The sequence below is a fragment of the Pseudomonas sp. ADAK2 TE3594 genome, from assembly GCF_053628675.1.
The window spans coordinates 4,857,159-4,880,396 of record NZ_JBRJGV010000001.1 but is presented as its reverse complement, the minus strand read 5'-3'; the positions used below and the strand labels follow the sequence as shown (position 1 = coordinate 4,880,396).

The 23,238-nt window shown below is 60.5% G+C and carries 21 protein-coding genes and 1 other RNA gene; 18 read left to right on the top strand and 4 right to left on the bottom strand.

Features of this window, described 5'->3' with window-relative positions; all coding sequences use genetic code 11:
• Positions 1 to 8 precede the first annotated feature (8 nt).
• The 4 genes from AB7M22_RS21755 to AB7M22_RS21740 all read right to left on the bottom strand — a co-directional run bounded on the left by AB7M22_RS21755 (position 9) and on the right by AB7M22_RS21740 (position 3,455).
• On the bottom strand, positions 9 to 587 hold the full coding sequence (locus AB7M22_RS21755; RefSeq protein WP_007904376.1) for a BON domain-containing protein: 579 nt from the start codon (positions 585 to 587) through the stop codon (positions 9 to 11).
• Positions 584 to 1,177, bottom strand: coding sequence for a phosphoheptose isomerase (locus tag AB7M22_RS21750; protein ID WP_007904374.1), 594 nt, complete (start codon positions 1,175 to 1,177; stop codon positions 584 to 586). The genes AB7M22_RS21755 and AB7M22_RS21750 overlap by 4 nt, the downstream gene beginning before the upstream one ends.
• A gap of 104 nt (positions 1,178 to 1,281) precedes the next feature.
• The gene (locus AB7M22_RS21745) at positions 1,282 to 1,644 is read right to left on the bottom strand and encodes a YraN family protein (protein WP_007904371.1); all 363 of its coding nucleotides are present in this window, start codon (positions 1,642 to 1,644) and stop codon (positions 1,282 to 1,284) included.
• A complete protein-coding gene (locus AB7M22_RS21740) occupies positions 1,644 to 3,455 on the bottom strand; it encodes a penicillin-binding protein activator (RefSeq protein WP_454187753.1) in 1,812 nt (603 codons plus the stop codon). The genes AB7M22_RS21745 and AB7M22_RS21740 overlap by 1 nt, the downstream gene beginning before the upstream one ends.
• A gap of 177 nt (positions 3,456 to 3,632) precedes the next feature.
• Between AB7M22_RS21740 and rsmI the strand changes: the two genes are divergently transcribed.
• The 18 genes from rsmI (at position 3,633) to lpxC (ending at position 23,145) form a co-directional block, all read left to right on the top strand.
• A complete protein-coding gene (gene rsmI / locus AB7M22_RS21735) occupies positions 3,633 to 4,538 on the top strand; it encodes a 16S rRNA (cytidine(1402)-2'-O)-methyltransferase (protein WP_454187752.1) in 906 nt (301 codons plus the stop codon).
• 73 nt (positions 4,539 to 4,611) lie between these two features.
• Positions 4,612 to 4,965, top strand: an RNA gene (rnpB, locus tag AB7M22_RS21730) — RNase P RNA component class A.
• 353 nt (positions 4,966 to 5,318) lie between these two features.
• Entirely contained in the window at positions 5,319 to 5,774 is a 456-nt protein-coding gene (mraZ, locus tag AB7M22_RS21725; protein WP_008147486.1) for a division/cell wall cluster transcriptional repressor MraZ, read from the top strand.
• The gene (gene rsmH, locus AB7M22_RS21720; RefSeq protein WP_454187751.1) at positions 5,771 to 6,718 is read left to right on the top strand and encodes a 16S rRNA (cytosine(1402)-N(4))-methyltransferase RsmH; all 948 of its coding nucleotides are present in this window, start codon (positions 5,771 to 5,773) and stop codon (positions 6,716 to 6,718) included. The genes mraZ and rsmH overlap by 4 nt, the downstream gene beginning before the upstream one ends.
• A complete protein-coding gene (gene ftsL / locus AB7M22_RS21715; RefSeq protein WP_454187750.1) occupies positions 6,715 to 7,008 on the top strand; it encodes a cell division protein FtsL in 294 nt (97 codons plus the stop codon). The genes rsmH and ftsL overlap by 4 nt, the downstream gene beginning before the upstream one ends.
• Positions 7,008 to 8,747 carry a peptidoglycan D,D-transpeptidase FtsI family protein gene (locus AB7M22_RS21710; RefSeq protein ID WP_454188843.1) on the top strand — a complete coding sequence of 580 codons (1,740 nt, stop codon included), beginning with the start codon at positions 7,008 to 7,010 and terminating at the stop codon, positions 8,745 to 8,747. Before ftsL ends, AB7M22_RS21710 begins: the two co-directional genes overlap by 1 nt.
• Positions 8,747 to 10,210, top strand: a complete 1,464-nt coding sequence (locus tag AB7M22_RS21705) for a UDP-N-acetylmuramoyl-L-alanyl-D-glutamate--2,6-diaminopimelate ligase (RefSeq protein WP_454187749.1) — start codon at positions 8,747 to 8,749, stop codon at positions 10,208 to 10,210. The genes AB7M22_RS21710 and AB7M22_RS21705 overlap by 1 nt, the downstream gene beginning before the upstream one ends.
• Positions 10,203 to 11,570 (top strand): UDP-N-acetylmuramoyl-tripeptide--D-alanyl-D-alanine ligase, encoded by a 1,368-nt coding sequence (locus AB7M22_RS21700; RefSeq protein WP_454187748.1) that lies wholly within the window; start codon positions 10,203 to 10,205, stop codon positions 11,568 to 11,570. Before AB7M22_RS21705 ends, AB7M22_RS21700 begins: the two co-directional genes overlap by 8 nt.
• Positions 11,570 to 12,652 (top strand): phospho-N-acetylmuramoyl-pentapeptide-transferase, encoded by a 1,083-nt coding sequence (gene mraY, locus AB7M22_RS21695; RefSeq protein ID WP_008037292.1) that lies wholly within the window; start codon positions 11,570 to 11,572, stop codon positions 12,650 to 12,652. The genes AB7M22_RS21700 and mraY overlap by 1 nt, the downstream gene beginning before the upstream one ends.
• Before the next feature lie 5 nt (positions 12,653 to 12,657).
• Complete coding sequence (gene murD, locus AB7M22_RS21690; protein ID WP_454187747.1) at positions 12,658 to 14,007, top strand: UDP-N-acetylmuramoyl-L-alanine--D-glutamate ligase; 1,350 nt, start codon at positions 12,658 to 12,660, stop codon at positions 14,005 to 14,007.
• A complete protein-coding gene (ftsW, locus tag AB7M22_RS21685) occupies positions 14,004 to 15,221 on the top strand; it encodes a putative lipid II flippase FtsW (protein WP_008005016.1) in 1,218 nt (405 codons plus the stop codon). The genes murD and ftsW overlap by 4 nt, the downstream gene beginning before the upstream one ends.
• On the top strand, positions 15,211 to 16,281 hold the full coding sequence (murG, locus tag AB7M22_RS21680) for an undecaprenyldiphospho-muramoylpentapeptide beta-N-acetylglucosaminyltransferase (RefSeq protein ID WP_454187746.1): 1,071 nt from the start codon (positions 15,211 to 15,213) through the stop codon (positions 16,279 to 16,281). The genes ftsW and murG overlap by 11 nt, the downstream gene beginning before the upstream one ends.
• Positions 16,274 to 17,734 (top strand): UDP-N-acetylmuramate--L-alanine ligase, encoded by a 1,461-nt coding sequence (gene murC, locus AB7M22_RS21675; protein WP_454187745.1) that lies wholly within the window; start codon positions 16,274 to 16,276, stop codon positions 17,732 to 17,734. Before murG ends, murC begins: the two co-directional genes overlap by 8 nt.
• Positions 17,731 to 18,714, top strand: coding sequence for a D-alanine--D-alanine ligase (locus AB7M22_RS21670; RefSeq protein ID WP_454187744.1), 984 nt, complete (start codon positions 17,731 to 17,733; stop codon positions 18,712 to 18,714). The genes murC and AB7M22_RS21670 overlap by 4 nt, the downstream gene beginning before the upstream one ends.
• A 4-nt stretch (positions 18,715 to 18,718) precedes the next feature.
• Positions 18,719 to 19,585, top strand: a complete 867-nt coding sequence (locus AB7M22_RS21665; RefSeq protein WP_007904320.1) for a cell division protein FtsQ/DivIB — start codon at positions 18,719 to 18,721, stop codon at positions 19,583 to 19,585.
• Between the two features lie 15 nt (positions 19,586 to 19,600).
• The gene (gene ftsA, locus AB7M22_RS21660) at positions 19,601 to 20,860 is read left to right on the top strand and encodes a cell division protein FtsA (RefSeq protein ID WP_007904319.1); all 1,260 of its coding nucleotides are present in this window, start codon (positions 19,601 to 19,603) and stop codon (positions 20,858 to 20,860) included.
• A gap of 67 nt (positions 20,861 to 20,927) precedes the next feature.
• A complete protein-coding gene (ftsZ, locus tag AB7M22_RS21655) occupies positions 20,928 to 22,121 on the top strand; it encodes a cell division protein FtsZ (RefSeq protein WP_007904318.1) in 1,194 nt (397 codons plus the stop codon).
• A 112-nt stretch (positions 22,122 to 22,233) separates the two neighbouring features.
• Positions 22,234 to 23,145, top strand: coding sequence for a UDP-3-O-acyl-N-acetylglucosamine deacetylase (lpxC, locus tag AB7M22_RS21650; protein ID WP_007939852.1), 912 nt, complete (start codon positions 22,234 to 22,236; stop codon positions 23,143 to 23,145).
• Positions 23,146 to 23,238 lie beyond the last annotated feature (93 nt).

The window sequence follows — 23,238 nt, the reverse complement described above, 5'->3', positions numbered from 1 at the left end:
CAAGGGGATCAGTCGATGTACTCAAACAACTTCACGATCTTCTGCACGCCGGAAACGCCTTGTACCAGATTGGTCGCCTGTGCTGCTTCCTGCTTGGTCAGCAGGCCGAGCAAGTAGACGATGCCGTTTTCGGTCACGACCTTGATGCGCGATCCGGGAATGGAGGCGTCGGTGAGCATCTGGGTCTTGATCTTGGTGGTCAGCCAGGTGTCGTTCTGGCGCGCCAGCAGCGAGGAGGGTTGCAGCACTTGCAGTTCGTTGTGCACCTTCTTCACGCGCTGAACGGAGGCGGCAACCTGTTCGGCCTTGGCCTTGAGATCGGCGCGCGGGGTTTGCCCGGCGAGGAGCACGACGCCGTTGAAGCTGGTGACGACGATGTGCGAGTCGTTGTCCAGGGCTGGATCAGCCTTGGCGATGTTCACGCCGACCTTGGTGTCGATCAGGGAGTCGTCGATCTTGCTGCCGAAGGTGCGGGTGCCACGGTCATCGTCGATCGGCGCTTCACGGCTGGCGTTAACCACCGAGGTGCAGCCGCTGATGCCAAGGCACAGGGTCAAGGCCAGAAGGCCTAGGCGATTAGGGGTCATTCTTCACTCCCGAACAGTTGGCTGTCGATCAAATCGCAAAGGCAATGGATCGCCAGCAGGTGGACTTCCTGAATACGTGCAGTGACGTTGGCTGGTACGCGAATCTCGACGTCCTCAGGCAATAGCAGTGACGCCATGCCGCCGCCATCACGACCCGTCAATGCTACGACAATCATTTCGCGATCATGTGCGGCCTGGATCGCTTGAATTATGTTTGCCGAGTTGCCGCTGGTGGAAATCGCCAGCAAAACATCACCCGGCTGACCGAGGGCACGGATCTGTTTGGAGAAGATTTCGTTGTAGCTGTAATCGTTGGCGATCGAGGTGATCGTCGAACTGTCGGTGGTCAGCGCGATGGCGGGCAGGCTCGGGCGCTCGCGCTCGAAGCGGTTGAGCAGCTCGGACGAGAAGTGCTGTGCGTCACCGGCGGAACCGCCGTTGCCGCAGGACAGCATTTTGCCCTCGTTGAGCAGGGCGTTGACCATGACCTGGCTGGCTTGCTCGATGTGCGGTGCAAGTACGTCCATCGCCTGTTGCTTGGTGTCGATACTGGCCTGAAAAAGCTGGCGAATTCGCGATTGCATGTCCATCTGTGTGACCTTAATTAGCGCGGCTACTCGGCACATGAATGTGCAGCCCGCAAAGCAAAGAGCAAAAGTGTTGGGTGAAGGTGTCCGGTTCGGGGCGCAAGCGATCAGCTGTCGAAGGCATTCTGCAACCAGTTCAACTGATCAAGGTTGCTGTCGATGGCAACCACGTCGAAGCGGCAGGGGGAATTGGCCCAACGCGACTCGCGCTGAAGAAAATACTGCGCGGCGAAAATCAGTTTCTGCCGTTTGCGCCCATCGATGCTATCGAGCGCGCCACCCCATTGGGTGTTTTTTCTGTAGCGGACTTCGACGAATACTACTGTATCGCCATCAAGCATGACCAGATCAAGCTCGCCGCGTTTACACAACCAGTTCTGCGCCAGCAGGCGCAGACCTTGTTGCTGAAGATGCTCGAGCGCATGACGCTCGGCATCTTTACCACTTTGCTGGCGTGACCTGTCAGGCATCAGCGCGAGGTGTCCGGCAGGCGTTGAACCTGACCGTTGGCGAACTCTGCCCATGGCAACTGACGCTCGACCCGTTGATTCTGAGTCATGCCCAGGCTGCCCGATTGGCCTTGGATGCGGCTGTCCGGCAAGGCCTTGAGTTGCCCCAGGCGCGGTGCCAGGCGATAGGCGTCAACGCCCATCGCGTACAGGCGGCCCAGGCTGCCGCCGGCTTGTGGCCATTGTGCAGTGACTTGTTTGCGCAGCGGGTCGTTGGCATCCAGCAACCATGGGGTTTCGCAGAAGCGAATACCGTTCATGTCGTTGTACTGGTTCTGGTCGCCGCTGGCGCTGAACACGTGGGAGGTGGCGTAAACCGGCACGTCACCCGCGTATTGGAAGTTCAGGGTCGGTTTGATCTGTTGAGCCTGTTGCGGCGTCGCGGCCAGGAAGATGAACTCGATGTCCTGACGGCGCGAAGGTTGTGCGGCAACCTGCGAGCCAACAGTGCTTTGCAGGCTCTTGGCGCGGCCTTCGCTCTGGCGCAGCTGGAACATGTCGGCAATCTGCTGGGCCAGTTGTACCGGCTGGTCGACGCGCTCGGTCGCGACAATGCTGCCACCGTTGGCTTGCCAATCCTGGCTGAACGCCTTGTAGACGCGGTCGCCCCATTCGCCTTTCGGCACCATGATGGCGGCGCGGTGCAGGCCGTCGGCGCGCGCCCGGCGAGATACTTCGCGGGCTTCGTCTTCGGCGGCAAGACCAAACTGGAACAGTTGGGCCGGACCTTGTGCGCCTTCGCTGTAGTTCAGGGCCAGGGTAGTGATCGGCAATTGCGGGCGGGCGCTGAGCTGTTTGACCAGCGGTTTCTCCAGCGGGCCGACCACCAGTTGCACGCCATCGGCCTGGGCCTTGCGATAGAACTCGTCGAGGGACGTCAGGCGCGAGCTGTCATAGAACTCGATGGTAGGTGGCTTCTGCCCGGCTTGTTGCGCCTGGTAGTGCGCGGCCATGAAGCCTTCGCGCAGTGCTTTGCCAACCGAAGCCAGCGGGCCGTCTTGCGGCAGCAGCAGGGCGATTTTGCTCAGAGGCTGGCTGGCCAGTTCCTTGAGTTTGGTCAGTGGCAACGGCAGCTGGATGGCGGCCGGGTGCTTTGGATTCTGTTCGCGCCAGTTGTCGATCGCGGCTTGCTGCTGTTCCAGGGTGCCGGCCGTTTTCACCGCCAGTGCCAGACGTATCCAGCCGCCGAGGTCATCGTCGGTGGTCGGCTGCAATTGATCAGTAGGCAGAGAAGCGATCAGGGTCCAGATCGCTTCGTGGTTTTTGCTGGCGGCTTCACCTTCAAGCATCGGCGCAATAAAGATGCGCTCCCGTGCGGCGGGCAGGGTCTGGCCGTCGGCCTCAAGGGCGCGGGCATGAACGGTGCCGGTGCGAACCTGTTGTTCGACGGGCAGTTCGCTCAGGCGTTGCAGGCTCGGATGGCTCAGGGCAGCCAGCGCCGCTTTGGGCTGATTGCGGGTCATGGCCAGTTCGGCCGCCAGGGTGTTGGCGAAGACTTGTTGGCCAGGCTTGAGTTGTTCCACCGGCACCTGTTGCAGGATTTGCGCGGACTGGCCGGCATTGCCCTGACGATAAGCCAGGTCTGCCGCACTCAAGCGCAGTAGGGCGGCTTTTTCCGGATCTTTGCTTCGAGTGGCCTGTTCGAGCAGTTGCTCGATACTGGCATCCGGGGTCCGTGGAAGTTCGCCAAGGCTGGAGGAGGGCGAGCTGGCGCAAGCCGCCAGCAAGGCAGCGAGGCAGAGGGCAGTGAACAGCCGCAGGCAAGCGATCATGTAAGTGTTCCTGATACTCGATCAAATTAGCGTGGAATTGTACCCAAGCACTGGCCGGGGCGCGATGTTACTGGCGTGAATCGATCAATTTAGCTCGTGCAAATGTTGCAGCACTGCACAAAAGGCTGGAAAACCCGGGGAGGGTGAGGCGTATCGCAAGCGCCGCTACGCGCTACAATGTCGCCTTTTACCGATCATGAGGTGTGCGCTTTGACTGCTCCAGGTGCTTTGAATTCCGCTGCTGGCTCGCTTTATGTGGTGGCGACGCCCATCGGCAACCTGGACGACATCAGTGCGCGTGCGCTGAAGATCCTGCGCGAGGTCGCCTTGATCGCGGCCGAAGATACTCGCCATTCCCAGCGATTGATGCAGCATTTCGGCATCCCCACGCCGCTGGCGGCCTGCCATGAACACAACGAGCGGGAGGAGGGTAACCGCTTTATCTCGCGCCTGCTGGCGGGCGACGATGTGGCGTTGATTTCCGATGCCGGGACGCCGCTGATTTCCGATCCGGGTTATCACCTGGTGCGTCAGGCCCGTGCCGCGGGAATCAATGTGGTGCCGGTTCCGGGGGCATGTGCCTTGATTGCGGCGTTGTCGGCGGCGGGGCTGCCGTCCGACCGTTTTATCTTCGAAGGTTTTTTGCCGGCCAAGGCTGTCGGCCGACGTGCTCGTCTGGAACTGGTAAAAGAAGAGCCGCGCACGCTGATTTTCTATGAAGCACCGCACCGCATCCTCGAATGCCTGCAAGACATGGAGCTGGTATTCGGTGCCGAGCGTCCGGCGTTGCTGGCGCGAGAACTGACCAAGACCTTCGAAACCCTTAAAGGCCTGCCGTTGGCCGAGTTGCGTGAGTTCGTCGAATCGGATAGCAATCAGCAGCGTGGTGAGTGTGTCGTGCTAGTGGCGGGCTGGACTGCCCCCGAGACCGAAGACGCTGTCAGCAGTGAAGCCATGCGTATTCTCAACCTGCTGCTCGAAGAGATGCCGCTCAAGCGTGCGGCGGCATTGGCGGCGCAAATTACCGGCGAACGCAAGAATGTGCTCTATCAGGTCGCGCTGGATAAACAGAAGGGCGAGTAAACCGACGTGCAGCGCCGGCCAGAGGCTTTTAGCGCTTGTTCTTCGGTCGCTCTGCCGTTAATCTTCGCGGCGGAGAGTCGATCGGACAGTCGCTGCCCTCTATGAAAATTAGGGGGGGGAGGAAAGTCCGGGCTCCATAGGGCGAAGTGCCAGGTAATGCCTGGGAGGCGTGAGCCTACGGAAAGTGCCACAGAAAATAACCGCCTAAGCGCTTCGGCGACGGTAAGGGTGAAAAGGTGCGGTAAGAGCGCACCGCACGTCTGGCAACAGTTCGTGGCTAGGTAAACCCCACTTGGAGCAAGACCAAATAGGGTCCCAAGGCGTGGCCCGCGCTGGGACCGGGTAGGTTGCTAAAGATGTCCAGTGATGGCCATCGTAGACGAATGACTGTTCAAGACAGAACCCGGCTTACAGATCGACTCTCCACCTTTTTTCCTCTCTGCCGAGTCATTGGCAGCGATGTGTGTAATGGCAATTTCCCTCCCTGCTGAATCAATAGCAGAAGCGCTTTTGTAATACCGAAAAAATCTTACTCTTAACAAACTACTTTAACTTCTGAACGCAGCCTTCTGTGCTGATTCAAGTTATTGAGCGAATTCATCCGTCAGATTCTCGTTAACCCTCCTTTTACGCTCCTAAATCTCCGTTCTGTAAGGGTTTTCCTTTAATCCGCGCCTTGACGGTGTGGTGGGCGCATTCCTATAGTGTGCGCAAGTGGCGGAAAGTGGCATGAAGTGGGTTTTTTGAGCGTAAAACGCTAATATTTGGAGAAACGCTGACGTGTTTCGCGGAGCTAACGCTATCAGTCTCGATGCAAAGGGCCGTCTCGCTATGCCGAGCCGGTACCGTGACGAGCTGGTTTCGCGTAGTTCCGGTCAATTAATCGTCACCATCGATGCCGTTGATCCGTGTTTGTGTGTTTATCCCCTCGATGAGTGGGAAATTATCGAAACCAAACTGCGCGCACTGCCTTCGCTTCGCGAAGAGAACCGCCGCCTGCAACGTTTACTGATTGGTAATGCCGTCGACCTCGAGCTCGATGGCAGTGGTCGTTTTCTGGTTCCGCCGCGTCTTCGCGAATATGCCAAGTTGGATAAGCGCGCAATGTTGGTAGGCCAACTGAACAAGTTCCAATTGTGGGACGAGGATGCCTGGGATGCGGTTTCTGCCGCTGACCTGGCTGCTATTCAACAACCGGGCGCCATGCCTGATGAACTGCGTGATTTGATCCTGTGACTATTGATAGCGGCTTTAACCACATCACCGTACTGCTTGACGAAGCCGTCGAGGCTCTCGCCGTACGTCCTGATGGCTGCTATCTGGACGGTACGTTCGGACGTGGCGGACACAGTCGGTTGATCCTCAGCCAGCTCGGGCCTGATGGCCGGTTGCTCGGATTCGACAAAGATCCTCAAGCGATTGCCACCGGGCAAACGCTAGCGGCCGAAGACGGCCGCTTTGTCGTTGTGCAGCGCAGCTTTGCCGAGCTCGGTTCCGAAGTCGCCGAACGTGGCCTGGCCGGCAAGGTCAGCGGCGTTCTACTCGACCTCGGCGTGTCTTCGCCGCAGCTCGACGACCCTGAACGCGGTTTCAGTTTCCTCAACGACGGTCCGTTGGACATGCGCATGGATCCGTCCCGCGGGATCAGCGCTGCCGAGTTCGTCAACACCGCGCCGGTGGAAGAAATTGCCCGGGTGTTCAAGCAATACGGCGAAGAGCGTTTCTCCGGTCGCATGGCGCGCGCCGTGGCCGAGCGTCGCGACATCAAGCCGTTCGAGCGCACTGGCGATCTGGCTGAAGTGCTGAAAGTCGCCAACCCGGCGTGGGAAAAGGGCAAGAACCCGGCCACCCGCGCATTCCAGGGGCTGCGTATTCACGTCAACAACGAACTGGGCGATCTGGAAGCCGGCCTCGAAGCCGCGCTGGAATGCCTGGAAGTGGGCGGCCGTCTGGTCGTCATCAGCTTCCACTCGCTGGAAGATCGCATCGTCAAACTGTTCATGCGCAAACTGGTGAAAGGCGAAGCCGACAACTTGCCGCGCAACCTGCCGGTCCGTCACGTCGCTTTCGAGCCGATCATCAAAATCCATGGCAAAGCGCAGTCCGCCTCCGAGGCCGAACTCAAAGCCAACCCACGTTCCCGTAGCGCCGTCATGCGTGTCGCGGAGAAGTTGCGGTGAGCAAGCTTTTCGCCAAGCCACTTCCCGGCGGAAGCTTTTTCATGCTGCTGTTGTTTGTCAGCGTGCTTGTGTCGGCCATCGGCGTGTCCTATAGCGCACACTGGAATCGTCAGTTGCTGAATGCTCTGTACGGCGAATTGAGCGTGCGCGACAAGGCGCAGGCGGAGTGGGGCCGGTTGATTCTGGAGCAGAGCACCTGGACCGCCCATAGCCGTATCGAAGTCCTGGCCACCGAGCAACTGAAGATGCGCATTCCCGGCGCCGCTGAAGTGCAGATGGTGGCGCCATGATGAAACTCGAAGGCGCGCTCTTTCCGTGGCGGTTCCGTCTGGTGGTGGGTTTGCTCGGCATCATGGTGGCGGCGATTTCCTGGCGCATCATTGATTTGCAAGTGGTCGACCGTGCTTTCCTTAAAGGTCAGGGCGATGCACGCAGCGTTCGTCATATTCCAATTCCGGCTCACCGTGGTCTGATTACCGACCGTAACGGCGAGCCGTTGGCCGTGAGTACCCCGGTCACCACCCTGTGGGCCAACGCCAAGGAAATGCAAACGGCCAAAGAGAAGTGGCCGGCACTGGCGGCTGCCCTGGGGCAGGACCCGAAAGCCCTGGCCGAGCGTCTCGAAGCCCAGGCCAATAAAGAATTCATTTATCTGGTGCGCGGGCTGACCCCCGAGCAAGGCCAGGCTGTGCTCGATCTGAAAGTGCCGGGCGTTTATGGCATTGAAGAGTTTCGGCGTTTCTACCCGGCCGGCGAAGTCACCGCTCACATGGTCGGCTTTACCGACATCGATGACCACGGACGCGAAGGCGTCGAGCTTGCCTACGACGAATGGCTGGCCGGCGTGCCCGGCAAGCGACAGGTGATCAAGGACCGGCGCGGCCGGCTGATCAAAGATGTCCAAGTCACCAAAAACGCCAAGGCCGGCAAGCCCTTGGCGTTGTCCATTGACCTGCGTCTGCAATACCTGGCCAACCGTGAACTGCGCAACGCGATCATCGAGAACGGCGCCAAGGCTGGCAGCCTGGTGATCATGGACGTGAAGACCGGCGAGATCCTGGCCATGGTCAACCAGCCGACCTACAACCCGAACAACCGTCGCAACCTGCAGCCGGCGATGATGCGTAACCGCGCGATGATCGACGTGTTCGAGCCGGGTTCGACCATGAAGGCGATTTCCATGAGCGCCGCGATTGAAACCGGGCGCTGGAAGCCGAGCGATACCGTCGAGGTGTATCCAGGCTCCTTGCAGATTGGTAAGTACACCATCAAGGACGTATCGAAGACCGAAGGCCCGGTACTCGACCTGACCGGTATCCTGATCAATTCCAGTAACGTCGGCATGAGTAAGGTCGCGTTCGATATCGGCGGCGAAACGATTTTCCGCCTGGCGCAGAAAGTCGGCCTCGGCCAGGACACCGGCCTCGGGTTCCCGGGTGAGCGCGTTGGCAACCTGCCGAACTACCGCGAATGGCGCAAGGCTGAAACCGCCACGCTGTCCTACGGCTACGGTATTTCCGTGACCGCGATCCAGTTGGTCCACGCCTTCTCGGCCCTGGCCAACAATGGTCGCCTCGCGCCGCTGACCCTGATCAAAACCGACAAGGCGCCGCAAACCACACAGGTGTTGCCGGAAGCCGTCGCGAAAACCATGCAAACCATGCTGCAACAAGTGATCGAAGCCCCGCGCGGTGTATTCCGTGCGCAGGTGCCGGCGTATCACGTGGGCGGCAAGTCGGGTACCGCGCGTAAAACATCGGTCGGCACCAAGGGCTACGCCGAGAACTCCTACCGTTCGCTGTTCGCCGGTTTCGGCCCGATGAGCGATCCGCGCTACGCAATCGTGGTGGTGATCGATGAACCGACCAAGGCCGGCTACTTCGGTGGTCTGGTATCGGCACCGGTGTTCAGCAAAGTGATGTCCGGGACCCTGCGCCTGATGAACATCACCCCGGACAACCTGCCTGCCACTCAACAAGCGAACGCCGCACCGGTCGTTCCGCTGAAAGCTAATGGAGGGCGCGGCTGATGTCGCTGAGCCTGAACAAGATTTTCGCCCACGCCGGCCGCGATCTGTTGATCCGCGAATTGGCGCTGGACAGCCGCAACGTACGAGCAGGCGATCTGTTTCTCGCGGTTCCTGGTGGCAAGTTCGACGGGCGTGCGCACATCGCCGACGCCTTGCAACGCGGCGCTGCTGCCGTGGCTTATGAAGTCGAAGGCGCGACAGTGCTGCCGATTACCGATGTGCCGTTGATTCCGGTCAAAGGCCTGGCGGCGCAGCTGTCGGACATCGCCGGGCGCTTTTATGGTGACCCGAGCCGTCATTTGAACCTGATCGGCGTGACCGGCACCAACGGTAAAACCAGTGTGACCCAATTGGTCGCCCAGGCGCTCGACCTGCTTGGTCAGCACTGCGGCATCGTCGGCACCCTGGGCTCCGGTTTCTACGGCGCACTGGAAAGCGGTCTGCACACCACACCGAACCCGATTGCGGTGCAAGCGACCCTCGCCGACCTGAAAAAGGCCGGCGCCAAGGCCGTGGCCATGGAAGTCTCTTCCCACGGCCTGGATCAGGGCCGCGTGACTGCGTTGGCATTCGATGTGGCGGTGATGACCAACCTGTCGCGCGATCATCTGGATTACCACGGCACCATGCAGGCCTATGGCGAAACCAAGGCCAAGTTGTTTGCCTGGAATGATCTGAAGTGCCGGGTGGTCAACCTGGACGACGATTTCGGCCGGCAACTGGCTGCCGATGAAGGTGAGTCGCGCCTGATCACTTACAGCCTGGAAGATTCCAGCGCCTACCTGTATTGCCGCCAGGCGCAGTTCGACGACGAAGGCGTGCGCGCCACGCTGGTCACGCCGCAAGGCGAGCACCATTTGCGCAGCACCTTGCTCGGCCGTTTCAACCTGAGCAACGTCTTGGCCGCGATCGGCGCCTTGCTCGGGCTGGATTACGCACTGGACGAAATCCTCAAAGTACTGCCGAAACTCGAAGGTCCGGTCGGTCGCATGCAGCGCCTGGGCGGCGGTACCCAGCCGTTGGTGGTGGTCGATTACGCCCACACACCGGATGCGCTGGAAAAAGTCTTGATGGCCCTGCGTCCTCACGCCAAAGGCCGGTTGCTCTGCCTGTTCGGTTGCGGTGGTGATCGCGATCGCGGCAAGCGTCCGCTGATGGCGGAAGTGGTCGAGCGTCTGGCTGATGGCGTACTGGTCACCGATGACAATCCGCGCACCGAAGATCCGACCGTGATTTTCGATGACATCCGCGCCGGTTTCACCGCTGTGGATAAAGTCACCTTCGTCGCCGGCCGTGGCCAGGCGATTGCCCAATTGATCGCCAGCGCATCGGCCGATGACGTGATTGTCCTGGCCGGTAAAGGTCACGAGGACTATCAGGAAATCAACGGCGAGCGCCACGCTTTCTCCGATCTGGTCGAGGCTGATCACGCCCTGACCGCGTGGGAGGTGGCCCATGCTTAAAGCCTTGAAACTGAGCGAACTGACCAGCGCATTGAATGGCCGTCTGGTTGCCAGCGACGCCAGCTTCGACGGCGTCAGCATCGACAGCCGCGCAATCAAGCCCGGCCAGTTGTTTATTGCTCTGGCCGGCCCGCGTTTCGATGGCCATGACTACCTCAATGACGTCGCCGCCAAAGGCGCCGTAGGTGCCCTGGTCGAGCGCGAAGTCGCCGACAGCGCGCTGCCGCAGCTGCTGGTCAAGGACACCCGCCGGGCTCTCGGTCAACTGGGTGCGATGAACCGCGCTGCGTTCACTCATCCGGTCGCGGCCATTACCGGTTCCAGCGGCAAGACCACGGTCAAGGAAATGCTCGCGAGCATCCTGCGCACGCGCGGTCCGGTGCTGGCGACCCGTGGCAACCTGAACAATGACCTGGGCGCTCCGCTGACCCTGCTCGAATTGGCACCGGAACACACCGCTGCCGTGATCGAACTCGGCGCTTCGCGGCTCGGCGAGATTGCCTACACCGTCGGCATGACCAAGCCCCACGTGGCTGTTATCAACAACGCCGGGACCGCCCACGTCGGCGAGTTCGGCGGGCCGGAAAAAATCGTTGAAGCCAAGGGCGAGATTCTCGAAGGGCTGGATGCCGATGGCGTCGCCGTGTTGAATCTTGACGACAAGGCTTTTGAAATCTGGAAAACCCGAGCCGCCGGTCGCAAAGTGCTGACGTTTGCCCTGAGCAATATCAGCGCCGACTTCTACGCCAGCGATCTGGACCGCGATGCTCGCGGTTGCCCGGCGTTCAACCTGCACAGCCCTGAAGGTGTGGAACGGGTTCAACTGAACCTGCTCGGCACCCATAACGTCGCCAATGCCATGGCCGCCGCCGCCGCAGCCCATGCCTTGGGCGTGTCGCTGTTCGGCATCGCCACCGGTCTCGGCGCCGTACAACCGGTCAAGGGCCGCACCGTCGCGCAACTGGCAACTAACGGTATGCGCGTGATCGATGACACGTACAACGCAAACCCCACCTCCATGTGCGCCGCCGTTGATATACTCGCCGGCTTTTCCGGTCGCACCGTTTTGGTGCTCGGAGATATCGGCGAGTTGGGCGATTGGGCGGAGCAGGGGCACCGCGATGTGGGCGAGTACGCCCGCGGCAAGGTTTCCGCGCTTTACGCGGTCGGGCCAATGATGACCCACGCAGTGAACGCTTTCGGCGAGCAGGCTTTTCACTTCAGCACACAGGCTGAGCTGATCAAGGCCCTGGACGCCGAGCAGGACACAAACACCACCATTTTGATCAAGGGCTCGCGCAGCGCCGCGATGGAAAACATCGTCGCCGCTTTGTGCGGGACCAGCCTGGAGAAACATTAATGCTGCTGCTGCTAGCGGAGTATCTGCAACAGTTCTACAAAGGCTTCGCGGTCTTTCAGTACCTGACCCTGCGCGGGATCCTCGGTGTGCTGACCGCGCTGGTCTTGTCGCTGTGCTATGGCCCGTGGATGATCCGCACTTTGCAGAACCGTCAGATCGGTCAATCCGTTCGTAACGACGGTCCGCAATCGCACCTGTCCAAATCCGGCACCCCGACCATGGGTGGAGCGCTGATTCTGTCGTCCATCGGCGTCAGTACGTTGCTTTGGGCTGACCTGAGCAACCGTTATGTCTGGACCGTGTTGCTGGTGACGTTGCTGTTCGGCGCCATCGGCTGGGTCGATGACTACCGCAAAGTGATCGAGAAAAACTCTAAAGGCCTTCCGAGCCGCTGGAAGTATTTCTGGCAGTCGGTGTTCGGCCTGGGCGCGGCGATCTTCCTTTATATGACCGCGGCAACGCCGGTAGAAACCACCCTGATCCTGCCGATGCTCAAGGACTACAGCATTCCGCTGGGCGCGGGTTTCATCGTCCTGACCTATTTCGTGATTGTCGGCTCGAGCAACGCGGTCAACCTGACCGACGGCCTCGACGGTCTGGCGATCATGCCTACCGTGATGGTCGGCGGCGGTTTGGGGATCTTCTGCTACCTGTCGGGTAACGTGAAATTCGCTGAATACCTGCTGATTCCGTATGTACCGGGCGCGGGTGAATTGATCGTGTTCTGTGGCGCGTTGATCGGCGCGGGCCTGGGTTTCCTCTGGTTCAACACCTATCCGGCCCAAGTGTTCATGGGTGACGTCGGCGCACTGGCGCTGGGCGCGGCCCTGGGCACCATCGCGGTGATCGTCCGGCAGGAAATCGTCCTGTTCATCATGGGCGGCGTGTTCGTGATGGAGACCCTGTCAGTCGTCATTCAGGTTGCCTCCTTTAAGCTGACCGGTCGCCGTGTGTTCCGCATGGCACCGATACACCACCACTTTGAACTCAAGGGCTGGCCCGAGCCGCGTGTGATCGTCCGTTTCTGGATCATCACCGTGATTCTGGTACTGGTCGGCCTTGCCACCCTGAAGCTGAGGTAGAACGAGTGTCTCTGATCGCTTCTGACCACTTCCGCATCGTTGTCGGCCTCGGCAAGAGCGGCATGTCCCTGGTTCGCTTCCTGGCGAACCGGGGCGTGTCGTTTGCTGTCGCCGATACGCGGGAAAATCCACCGGAACTGGCCACGCTCAAGCGTGACTATCCGCACGTGGAAGTGCGTTGTGGCGAGCTGGACGTCGAATTCCTGTGCCGTGCCGACGAGCTCTACGTGAGCCCAGGCCTGGCGCTGGCGACCCCGGCCCTGCAGGCTGCCGCCGCCCGTGGCGTGAAGTTGTCCGGCGACATCGAGCTGTTCGCGCGTAACGCGAAGGCGCCGATTGTCGCCATCAGCGGTTCCAACGCCAAAAGCACCGTCACCACCCTGGTCGGCGAGATGGCGGCTGCGGCTGGCAAGCGTGTTGCCGTCGGCGGCAACCTCGGTACGCCAGCGCTGGATTTGCTCAGCGACGACATTGAGTTGTACGTGATGGAGTTGTCGAGCTTCCAGCTCGAAACCACCGATCAACTCAACGCCGAAGTGGCGACCGTGCTCAACATCAGCGAAGACCACATGGACCGCTACAGCGGTCTGCCGGCCTATCACTTGGCCAAGCACCGGATCTTCCGGGGCGCCCGGCAGTTTGTGGTCAACCGTCAGGACGCCCTCAGCCGTCCGCTGATGGGCGAAGGCCAACCGTGCTGGACCTTCGGTCTGAACAAGCCCGACTTCAAGGCCTTTGGTATCCGGGAAGAGGACGGCGAGAAATACCTGGCCTTCGAATTCCAGAACCTGATGCCGGTGCGCGAGTTGAAAGTTCGTGGCGCGCATAACCAGTCCAACGCCCTCGCGGCCTTGGCGCTGGGCCACGCCGTCGGCCTGCCGTTCGATGCCATGCTTTCGGCCCTGCGCAATTTCGCCGGGCTCGAGCATCGCTGCCAATGGGTGCGCGACCTCGATGGTGTGGGTTATTACAACGATTCCAAAGCCACCAACGTTGGCGCCGCTCTGGCGGCCATCGAAGGCCTGGGCGCGGACATCGACGGCAAGCTTGTGCTGATCGCCGGTGGCGATGGCAAGGGTGCCGAAAAATTCAAGGATTTGCGTGATCCGGTGGCGGCCAACTGCCGCGCCGTCATTTTGATGGGCCGTGATTCCGACAAGATCGGCGAGGCCATCGGCGATGGCGTACCGCTGGTTCGCGTCGGCTCGTTGATCGAAGCAGTCGAGCAATGCCGCGCCATCGCCGAAAAGGGCGACGCGGTGCTGCTGTCCCCGGCCTGCGCCAGTTTCGACATGTTCAAGAACTACGAAGATCGCGGCCACCAGTTTGTCCGCGCCGTGGAGGACTTGGCATGAGCCTCCTGAATATCATCAAGCCGTACCCGTCGCCGATCATCACCGGGCGCGGCATCGACCTCGATTTCCCGATGCTTGCCGGCTGCCTGGCGCTGCTCGGCCTGGGGCTGGTCATGATTGCATCGGCCTCGACCGAAGTGGCGGCAGTGCAGTCGGGCAGTGCCTTTTATTACATGATTCGCCACCTTATCTACGTGGTGCTGGGCCTTGGTGCCTGCATCGTCACCATGATGATTCCGATCGCGACTTGGCAGCGCCTGGGCTGGCTGATGCTGATTGGTGCGTTCGGTTTGCTGGTGATGGTGATCATCCCGGGGATCGGGCGTGAAGTGAACGGTTCGATGCGCTGGATCGGCTTCAGTTTCTTCAACGTCCAGCCTTCCGAGATCGCCAAGGTATTCGTGGTGATCTACCTCGCCGGTTATCTGGTGCGTCGTCAGAAAGAAGTGCGTGAAAGCTGGATGGGCTTCTTCAAGCCGTTCATCGTTCTGTTGCCGATGGCGGGTCTGTTGCTGATGGAGCCGGACTTCGGTGCCACCGTCGTGATGATGGGGGCGGCTGCGGCGATGCTGTTCCTCGGCGGGGTCGGGCTGTTCCGTTTTTCCTTGATGGTGGTCCTGGCGGTCGGTGCGGTGGTGTTGTTGATTCAAATGCAGCCGTATCGAATGGCGCGTCTGACCAACTTTGCGGACCCGTGGGCCGACCAGTTCGGTGCTGGCTACCAGTTGTCTCAAGCGTTGATCGCTTTCGGTCGCGGCGAATGGCTGGGCGTTGGCCTGGGCAACAGCGTGCAGAAACAGTTCTACCTGCCGGAAGCCCACACTGACTTCGTGTTCTCGGTCCTGGCCGAAGAACTGGGTGCCGTGGGTTCTTTGTGCACCGTAGCGCTGTTCGTCTTTGTCTGTATTCGTGGCATGTACATCGGTTATTGGGCCGAGAAGGCCAAGCAATTTTTCGCCGCCTACATCGCATACGGCCTGTCGTTCCTGTGGATTGGTCAGTTCCTGATCAACATCGGGGTGAACGTCGGCCTGCTGCCAACCAAGGGGCTGACCCTGCCATTCCTCAGTTATGGCGGCAGTTCGTTGGTGATCTGCTGTGCCTGTCTTGGCTTGTTGCTGCGCATCGAGTGGGAGAGTCGAACCCACTTGGGCAGTGAAGAGATGGAATTCCATGAGAGCGACTTCGCCGAGGAGCCGAACCATGGGCGCTAACGTATTGATCATGGCCGGCGGCACCGGGGGCCATGTGTTCCCGGCGCTGGCGTGTGCTCGCGAATTCCAGGCCCGTGGTTACACTGTGCATTGGCTCGGGACACCGCGTGGCATCGAGAACGATCTGGTCCCGGTAGCCGGCATCGAACTGCATCGGATCAACGCCAGCGGTTTGCGCGGCAAGGGCAAATTGTCCCTGCTCAAGGCACCGTTCATGTTGCTCAAGTCGATCTGGCAGGCGCGGGCGATCATTCGTCAGCTGCGGCCGGTGTGTGTGGTCGGCTTCGGGGGTTATGTGACCGGCCCCGGCGGCGTTGCTGCCAAATTGGCCGGCGTGCCGGTGATCGTTCACGAGCAGAACGCCGTGGCCGGTACCGCCAATCGGTTGCTGGTGCCGTTGGCCGCCCGAGTCTGTGAAGCGTTCCCCGACACCTTTACCCTGTCGAACAGCCGTCGCACCACCGGTAACCCGGTGCGCACCGAGCTGTTCCTCGAAACACCGCGACCTGCCCTGGCCGGTCGCAAGGCGCGTTTGCTGATCCTGGGCGGAAGCCTGGGCGCAGAGCCGTTGAACAAGTTGCTGCCTGAAGCCCTGTCGCAAGTCGCCCCCGACCTGCGCCCGGACGTGTTTCATCAGGCCGGCAAAAACCACGATGAAGTGACTGCAGAGCGCTATCGCGCGGCTGGCGTCGAGGCGCAAGTGCAGCCGTTCATCAAAGACATGGCCCAAGCCTATGGCTGGGCCGACCTGGTGGTGTGCCGCGCAGGCGCGCTGACCATCAGTGAACTGGCGGCTGCCGGTCTGCCCTCGATGCTGGTGCCTTTGCCCCACGCGATCGACGATCACCAGACCCGCAACGCCGATTATTTGGCCCGTGAAGGCGCTGCCTTCCTGATGCCGCAAAGAACGACTGGCGCAGCGGATCTTGCCGCTCGCCTGACAGAGGTCTTGATGCAACCGCAACGACTCAACGACATGGCCACCGCGGCACGCCGCCTGGCCAAACCCGATGCCACCCGTAACGTGGTCGATACCTGCCTGGAGGTGGCCCATGGTTGAGAACAAGAAAGCCATGCCGCACCCGGAAATGCGCCGTATCCGTCGCATCCACTTCGTCGGTATCGGCGGCGTGGGCATGTGCGGCATTGCCGAAGTGTTGCTGAACCTGGGCTATGAAGTGTCCGGTTCCGACCTGAAAGCATCGCCGGTGACCGAGCGCCTGGAATCCTTCGGTGCCCACATCTATATCGGCCACCGTGCCGAGAACGCCGCGAACGCCGATGTGCTGGTCACCTCCAGCGCCGTGACCACTTCCAATCCGGAAGTGGCCACTGCCCTGGAGCGCCGGATTCCGGTGGTGCCGCGTGCCGAGATGCTGGCCGAACTGATGCGTTACCGCCACGGCATCGCCGTCGCCGGTACCCACGGCAAAACCACCACCACCAGCCTGATCGCTTCGGTGTTCGCCGCCGGTGGCCTGGACCCGACGTTCGTTATCGGTGGTCGCCTGAATGCCGCGGGCACCAATGCCCAGCTCGGCACCAGCCGCTACCTGATCGCCGAAGCCGATGAAAGCGATGCCAGCTTCCTGCACTTGCAGCCGCTGGTGGCCGTGGTCACCAACATCGACGCCGACCACATGGCGACCTACGACGGCGACTTCAACAAACTGAAGAAAACCTTCGTCGAGTTCCTGCACAACCTGCCGTTCTACGGCTTGGCAGTGGTGTGCCTGGATGATCCGGTGGTGCGTGAAATCCTCCCACAGGTGAAACGTCCGACCGTCACCTACGGTTTCGGCGACGACGCCGACGTGCGTGCCATCAATGTGCGTCAGCAGGGCATGCAGACCTTCTTTACCGTGCTGCGCCCTGATCGCGAGCCGCTGGATGTGTCGGTGAACATGCCGGGCAACCACAACGTGCTGAACGCGCTGGCGACCATTTGCATCGCCACCGACGAAGGCGTCAGCGATGAAGCCATCGTCCAGGGCCTGTCCGGGTTCCAGGGTGTCGGTCGTCGCTTCCAGGTTTACGGCGAACTGCCGGTTGAAGGCGGCAACGTGATGCTGGTGGACGACTACGGTCACCACCCGACCGAAGTCGCGGCCGTGATCAAAGCCGTGCGCGGTGGCTGGCCGGAGCGTCGTCTGGTGATGGTTTACCAGCCGCACCGTTATAGCCGCACCCGCGATCTGTACGACGATTTCGTCAATGTACTGGCCGACGCCAACGTGCTGCTGCTGATGGAAGTCTATCCGGCCGGCGAAGAGCCGATTCCGGGCGCTGATAGCCGCAAGCTGTGCAACAGCATTCGCCAGCGTGGTCAGCTCGACCCGATCTACATCGAGCGCGGCATCGACCTCGCACCGATCGTCAAGCCGCTGCTGCGTGCCGGCGACATTCTGTTGTGCCAGGGCGCCGGTGATATCGGCGGTCTCGCACCGAAACTGTTGAATAGTCCGTTGTTCGCTGGCGCGGTTGCCGCGCCAAGCGTGGGGAAGTTGAAATGACTGCTGCTTACGCCAACCTCGTCTCCACTATTGCGCCGAAAGACTTCGGCCGTGTCGCCGTGCTGTTCGGCGGCAAGAGTGCCGAGCGTGAGGTCTCCCTGAAGTCGGGTAACGCAGTGCTCGAAGCACTGCAAAGCGCCGGTGTGGACGCCTTCGGTCTTGATGTGGGCGATGACCTGCTGCAGCGTCTGCTGAACGAAAAAATCGACCGCGCGTTCATCATCCTCCACGGTCGTGGCGGTGAAGACGGCAGCATGCAGGGCCTGCTCGAATGCCTGGGTATTCCGTACACCGGCAGCGGCATTCTGGCCTCGGCACTGGCCATGGACAAACTGCGCACCAAGCAGGTCTGGCACAGCCTCGGGATTCCGACGCCGCGCCATGCGGTACTGAGCTCTGAGGCCGATTGTATTTCGGCGGCCACGGAACTGGGCTTCCCTTTGATCGTCAAACCGGCCCATGAAGGTTCCAGTATCGGTATGGCCAAAGTGACTTCCGCGTCTGAATTGATCGACGCGTGGAAAGCGGCCAGTACCTATGATTCGCAAGTGTTGGTCGAGCAATGGATTCAAGGTCCGGAGTTCACCATCGCCACCCTGCGTGACCAGGTGTTGCCTCCAATCGCCCTGGGCACAACCCACAGTTTCTACGACTACGACGCCAAGTACGTGGCTTCCGATACTCAGTACCGGATCCCGTGTGGCCTGGACAGCAATAAAGAAAAAGAACTCATGGACCTCACGGCCAAAGCCTGTGAGGCGCTGGGTATCGCCGGTTGGGGCAGGGCAGACGTGATGCAGGACGCCGACGGGCAGTTCTGGTTCCTGGAAGTCAATACCGCACCGGGCATGACCGATCACAGTCTGGTTCCGATGGCGGCCCGTGCCGCCGGCCTGGATTTCCAGCAACTGGTTCTGGCGATTCTGGCCGCCAGCGTTACCGGCAACACTGCCGGTAACCAAGAGCCGACAAGAGGTTAAGACCATGCAAGGCGCTCAGCTACGTCATCAGCCTTCCGCACCCGGCCGCAAGCCGGTGCCGCGGGGTGCCAGCCGAATGGTGGCCAAAGAGCCGATGTCCGCGCGCCTGCCGAAAGCCAACTTTGGTTTTCTGAAAAGCCTGTTCTGGCCCGTGCTGCTGGTGGCGTTGGGGTTCGGCACTTATGAAGGCGCACAGCGTTTGCTGCCGTACGCCGACCGGCCGATCACCAAGATCGCGGTGCAGGGCGACCTGAGTTACATCAGCCAGCAAGCGGTGCAGCAGCGGATCGCCCCCTACGTGGCGTCGAGCTTCTTCACCATCGACCTGGAGAGCATGCGTACCGAGCTTGAACAGATGCCATGGATTGCTCACGCCGAAGTGCGTCGGGTATGGCCGGATCAGGTGGTGATTCGCCTGGAAGAACAACTGCCGGTGGCCCGTTGGGGCGATGAGTCGCTGCTGAACAACCAGGGGCAGGCGTTCACCCCGCGCGAGCTGGCGAACTACGAACACCTGCCACAGCTGTTCGGCCCGCAGCGGGCCCAGCAGCAAGTGATGCAGCAATACCAGGTGCTGAGCCAGATGCTCAGGCCATTGGGCTTCTCGATTGCACGCCTGGAGTTGCGTGAACGAGGCAGTTGGTTCCTGACCACCGGCGCAGGCAGCGCGGGCCCGGGAATCGAACTGCTGCTGGGACGCGGCAAGCTGGTGGAAAAGATGCGCCGCTTCATTGCCATCTATGACAAGACGCTCAAAGAGCAGATTACGAACATTGCGCGCATCGATCTGCGCTACGCCAACGGCCTCGCTGTTGGCTGGCGGGAACCTGTAGCGCCCACGACAGCCCAACCCGCTGTCGCGAAGAATTAAGAAGAGGCAGGACCCATGGCAAACGTGCAAAGCGGCAAAATGATCGTCGGTCTCGATATCGGCACCTCCAAGGTGGTGGCGCTGGTCGGCGAGGTCTCGGACGACGGCACGCTCGAAATCGTCGGGATCGGTACTCATCCGTCCCGCGGCCTGAAAAAAGGCGTAGTGGTGAACATCGAGTCCACCGTCCAGTCGATCCAGCGCGCTATTGAAGAAGCGCAGCTGATGGCCGGTTGCCGGATCCACTCGGCGTTTGTCGGCGTGGCCGGCAATCACATCCGCAGCCTGAACTCCCACGGCATCGTGGCGATTCGTGATCGCGAAGTCAGCTCCGCCGACCTTGAGCGCGTTCTCGACGCTGCCCAGGCGGTGGCGATCCCGGCTGACCAGCGTGTGCTGCACACCCTGCCGCAGGATTACGTGATCGATAACCAGGAAGGCGTTCGCGAGCCGCTGGGTATGTCCGGCGTGCGTCTGGAAGCCAAGGTTCACGTGGTCACCTGCGCCGTCAACGCCGCACAGAACATTGAAAAGTGCGTGCGCCGCTGCGGTCTGGAAATCGACGACATCATTCTCGAGCAGTTGGCCTCGGCCTACTCGGTCCTGACCGACGACGAGAAAGAGCTGGGCGTGTGCCTGGTGGACATCGGCGGCGGCACCACTGACATCGCAATCTTCACCGAAGGCGCGATCCGTCACACCGCGGTGATCCCGATTGCGGGCGACCAGGTGACCAACGACATCGCCATGGCGCTGCGCACCCCGACCCAGTACGCCGAGGAAATCAAGATTCGCTACGCCTGCGCCCTGGCCAAACTGGCCGGTGCCGGCGAAACCATCAAGGTGCCGAGCGTCGGCGACCGTCCACCGCGCGAGCTGTCCCGTCAGGCCCTGGCCGAAGTGGTCGAGCCGCGTTACGACGAGCTGTTCACCTTGATCCAGGCCGAACTGCGTCGCAGTGGCTACGAAGACCTGATCCCGGCCGGCATCGTGCTGACTGGCGGTACGTCGAAGATGGAAGGTGCGGTGGAACTGGCCGAAGAGATCTTCCACATGCCGGTTCGCCTGGGCGTGCCGCATGGCGTCAAGGGCCTGGACGACGTGGTCCGCAACCCGATTTATTCCACTGGCGTTGGCCTGTTGATGTACGGCCTGCAGAAGCAGTCCGACGGGATTTCGTTCTCGGGCATCGGCAGCCGCGACAGCTACAGCAATGACGAACCGAAAGTCGCCTTGCTCGATCGCTTCAAGAGCTGGGTACAAGGCAATTTCTAAAGCTTTACCGCAACACCGCTTCAAACAGCAGTAGGCGAAAAAACTAGAGAATGTAAGGAGAGGGAAAATGTTCGAACTCGTAGACAACATCCCCGCAAGCCCGGTAATTAAAGTTATCGGTGTTGGCGGTGGCGGCGGCAACGCTGTCAATCATATGGTCAAGAGCAACATTGAAGGCGTTGAATTCATCTGCGCCAACACTGATGCCCAAGCGCTGAAAAGCATCGGCGCGCGGACCATTCTGCAACTGGGCACCGGCGTGACCAAAGGCCTGGGCGCCGGCGCCAACCCTGAAGTAGGTCGTCAGGCCGCTCTCGAAGACCGTGAGCGCATTGCCGAAGTCCTGCAGGGCACCAATATGGTGTTCATCACCACCGGCATGGGCGGTGGTACCGGTACCGGTGCTGCGCCGATCATTGCCGAAGTGGCCAAGGAAATGGGGATCCTCACCGTTGCGGTGGTGACCCGTCCGTTCCCGTTCGAAGGTCGCAAGCGTATGCAGATCGCCGACGAAGGTATTCGTCTGCTGTCTGAAAGCGTCGACTCGTTGATCACCATTCCCAACGAGAAGCTGCTGACCATCCTCGGGAAAGACGCAAGCCTGCTGTCGGCTTTCGCCAAGGCCGACGATGTACTGGCCGGTGCCGTGCGCGGTATCTCCGACATCATCAAGCGTCCGGGCATGATCAACGTCGACTTTGCCGACGTGCGTACCGTGATGAGCGAAATGGGCATGGCGATGATGGGCACTGGCTGCGCCAGCGGTCCGAACCGTGCACGTGAGGCCACCGAAGCGGCCATTCGCAACCCGTTGCTCGAAGACGTGAACCTGCAAGGTGCACGCGGCATCCTGGTGAACATCACCGCCGGTCCTGACCTGTCCCTGGGTGAGTACTCCGACGTGGGTAGCATCATCGAAGCCTTCGCTTCCGAGCACGCGATGGTCAAGGTCGGTACCGTTATCGATCCGGACATGCGCGACGAGCTGCACGTGACTGTTGTTGCCACCGGTTTAGGCGCTAAAATCGAGAAGCCTGTGAAGGTCATCGACAATACGGTTCACACCTCGATGGCTTCCCAGCCACAACAACAAGCCCCTGTTCGTCAGGAACAGCCTGCGGTGAACTACCGTGACCTGGACCGTCCGACCGTCATGCGCAACCAGGCTCAGGCCGGTGCTGCGACTGCCGCGAAGATGAACCCGCAAGATGATCTGGACTACCTGGACATCCCGGCTTTCCTGCGTCGTCAGGCCGATTGATGAAATGTATCAGGGGTATTAGGGTGATTGGTGTTCAGCAAAGGTCTGGTCTGCTATCATCGCCAGCCTTTGTTGATACCAGTTCGCAATTTGCGCTGAAGCGGCCCATGCCATGATTAAACAACGCACCCTGAAGAATATTATCCGTGCCACAGGTGTCGGCCTGCACTCCGGGGAGAAGGTCTACCTGACCCTCAAGCCAGCGCCTGTCGACACCGGCATTGTGTTTTGTCGTGCTGACCTCGACCCTGTGGTGCAGATTCCTGCCCGCGCGGAAAACGTTGGCGAAACCACTATGTCGACCACGCTTGTTAACGGTGACGTCAAAGTGGACACGGTGGAGCACCTGCTCTCGGCCATGGCTGGCCTGGGCATCGATAACGCCTACGTCGAGCTCTCCGCGTCCGAAGTCCCGATCATGGATGGTAGCGCTGGACCCTTCGTATTCCTGATTCAATCGGCCGGCCTGGAAGAGCAGGACGCCGCCAAGAAGTTCATCCGGATCCTGCGGGAAGTGACAGTGGAAGACGGCGACAAGCGCGCCACTTTCGTCCCTTTCGAAGGTTTCAAAGTGAGCTTCGAGATCGATTTCGATCACCCGGTTTTCCGTGACCGCACACAAAGTGCAAGCGTGGATTTTTCCAGCACTTCGTTCGTAAAAGAAGTCAGCCGCGCCCGTACCTTTGGTTTCATGAGTGACATCGAGTACCTGCGCAAGCACAACCTCGCACTCGGCGGCAGCGTTGAAAACGCTATTGTGGTCGACGCGGATGGTGTACTGAACGAAGACGGCCTTCGCTATGAAGACGAGTTCGTGAAGCACAAGATCCTCGATGCAATTGGTGACCTCTACCTGCTGGGCAATAGCCTGATTGGTGAGTTCAAGGGCTTCAAGTCCGGACATGCATTGAACAACCAGCTGCTGCGCAAGTTGATTGAGCAGACAGATGCTTGGGAAGTCGTGACTTTCGAAGACGCCAGCACTGCACCGATCTCTTACATGCGTCCTGTTGCGGCCGTGTAAGCAAAAAACCTCTCTAGTTTTTTAAAGGCTACCTTCGGGTGGCCTTTTTTTATGGGTGCGGGAAAGTGTGTTTTGTGGTGCCTGTCATGGCCT

Bases quoted from the DNA above. Each gene is read 5' to 3' on its own strand.
- mraY (WP_008037292.1), top strand. From the start codon at position 11,570: ATGCTGCTGCTGCTAGCGGAGTATCTGCAACAGTTCTACAAAGGCTTC.
- AB7M22_RS21710 (WP_454188843.1), top strand. From the start codon at position 7,008: ATGAAACTCGAAGGCGCGCTCTTTCCGTGGCGGTTCCGTCTGGTGGTG.
- AB7M22_RS21705 (WP_454187749.1), top strand. From the start codon at position 8,747: ATGTCGCTGAGCCTGAACAAGATTTTCGCCCACGCCGGCCGCGATCTG.
- murC (WP_454187745.1), top strand. From the start codon at position 16,274: ATGGTTGAGAACAAGAAAGCCATGCCGCACCCGGAAATGCGCCGTATC.
- ftsZ (WP_007904318.1), top strand. From the start codon at position 20,928: ATGTTCGAACTCGTAGACAACATCCCCGCAAGCCCGGTAATTAAAGTT.
- AB7M22_RS21755 (WP_007904376.1), bottom strand. From the start codon at position 587: ATGACCCCTAATCGCCTAGGCCTTCTGGCCTTGACCCTGTGCCTTGGC.
- AB7M22_RS21700 (WP_454187748.1), top strand. From the start codon at position 10,203: ATGCTTAAAGCCTTGAAACTGAGCGAACTGACCAGCGCATTGAATGGC.
- AB7M22_RS21665 (WP_007904320.1), top strand. From the start codon at position 18,719: ATGCAAGGCGCTCAGCTACGTCATCAGCCTTCCGCACCCGGCCGCAAG.
- AB7M22_RS21740 (WP_454187753.1), bottom strand. From the start codon at position 3,455: ATGATCGCTTGCCTGCGGCTGTTCACTGCCCTCTGCCTCGCTGCCTTG.
- AB7M22_RS21745 (WP_007904371.1), bottom strand. From the start codon at position 1,644: ATGCCTGACAGGTCACGCCAGCAAAGTGGTAAAGATGCCGAGCGTCAT.
- lpxC (WP_007939852.1), top strand. From the start codon at position 22,234: ATGATTAAACAACGCACCCTGAAGAATATTATCCGTGCCACAGGTGTC.
- ftsW (WP_008005016.1), top strand. From the start codon at position 14,004: ATGAGCCTCCTGAATATCATCAAGCCGTACCCGTCGCCGATCATCACC.
- rsmI (WP_454187752.1), top strand. From the start codon at position 3,633: ATGTCGCCTTTTACCGATCATGAGGTGTGCGCTTTGACTGCTCCAGGT.
- AB7M22_RS21670 (WP_454187744.1), top strand. From the start codon at position 17,731: ATGACTGCTGCTTACGCCAACCTCGTCTCCACTATTGCGCCGAAAGAC.
- AB7M22_RS21750 (WP_007904374.1), bottom strand. From the start codon at position 1,177: ATGGACATGCAATCGCGAATTCGCCAGCTTTTTCAGGCCAGTATCGAC.
- ftsA (WP_007904319.1), top strand. From the start codon at position 19,601: ATGGCAAACGTGCAAAGCGGCAAAATGATCGTCGGTCTCGATATCGGC.
- murG (WP_454187746.1), top strand. From the start codon at position 15,211: ATGGGCGCTAACGTATTGATCATGGCCGGCGGCACCGGGGGCCATGTG.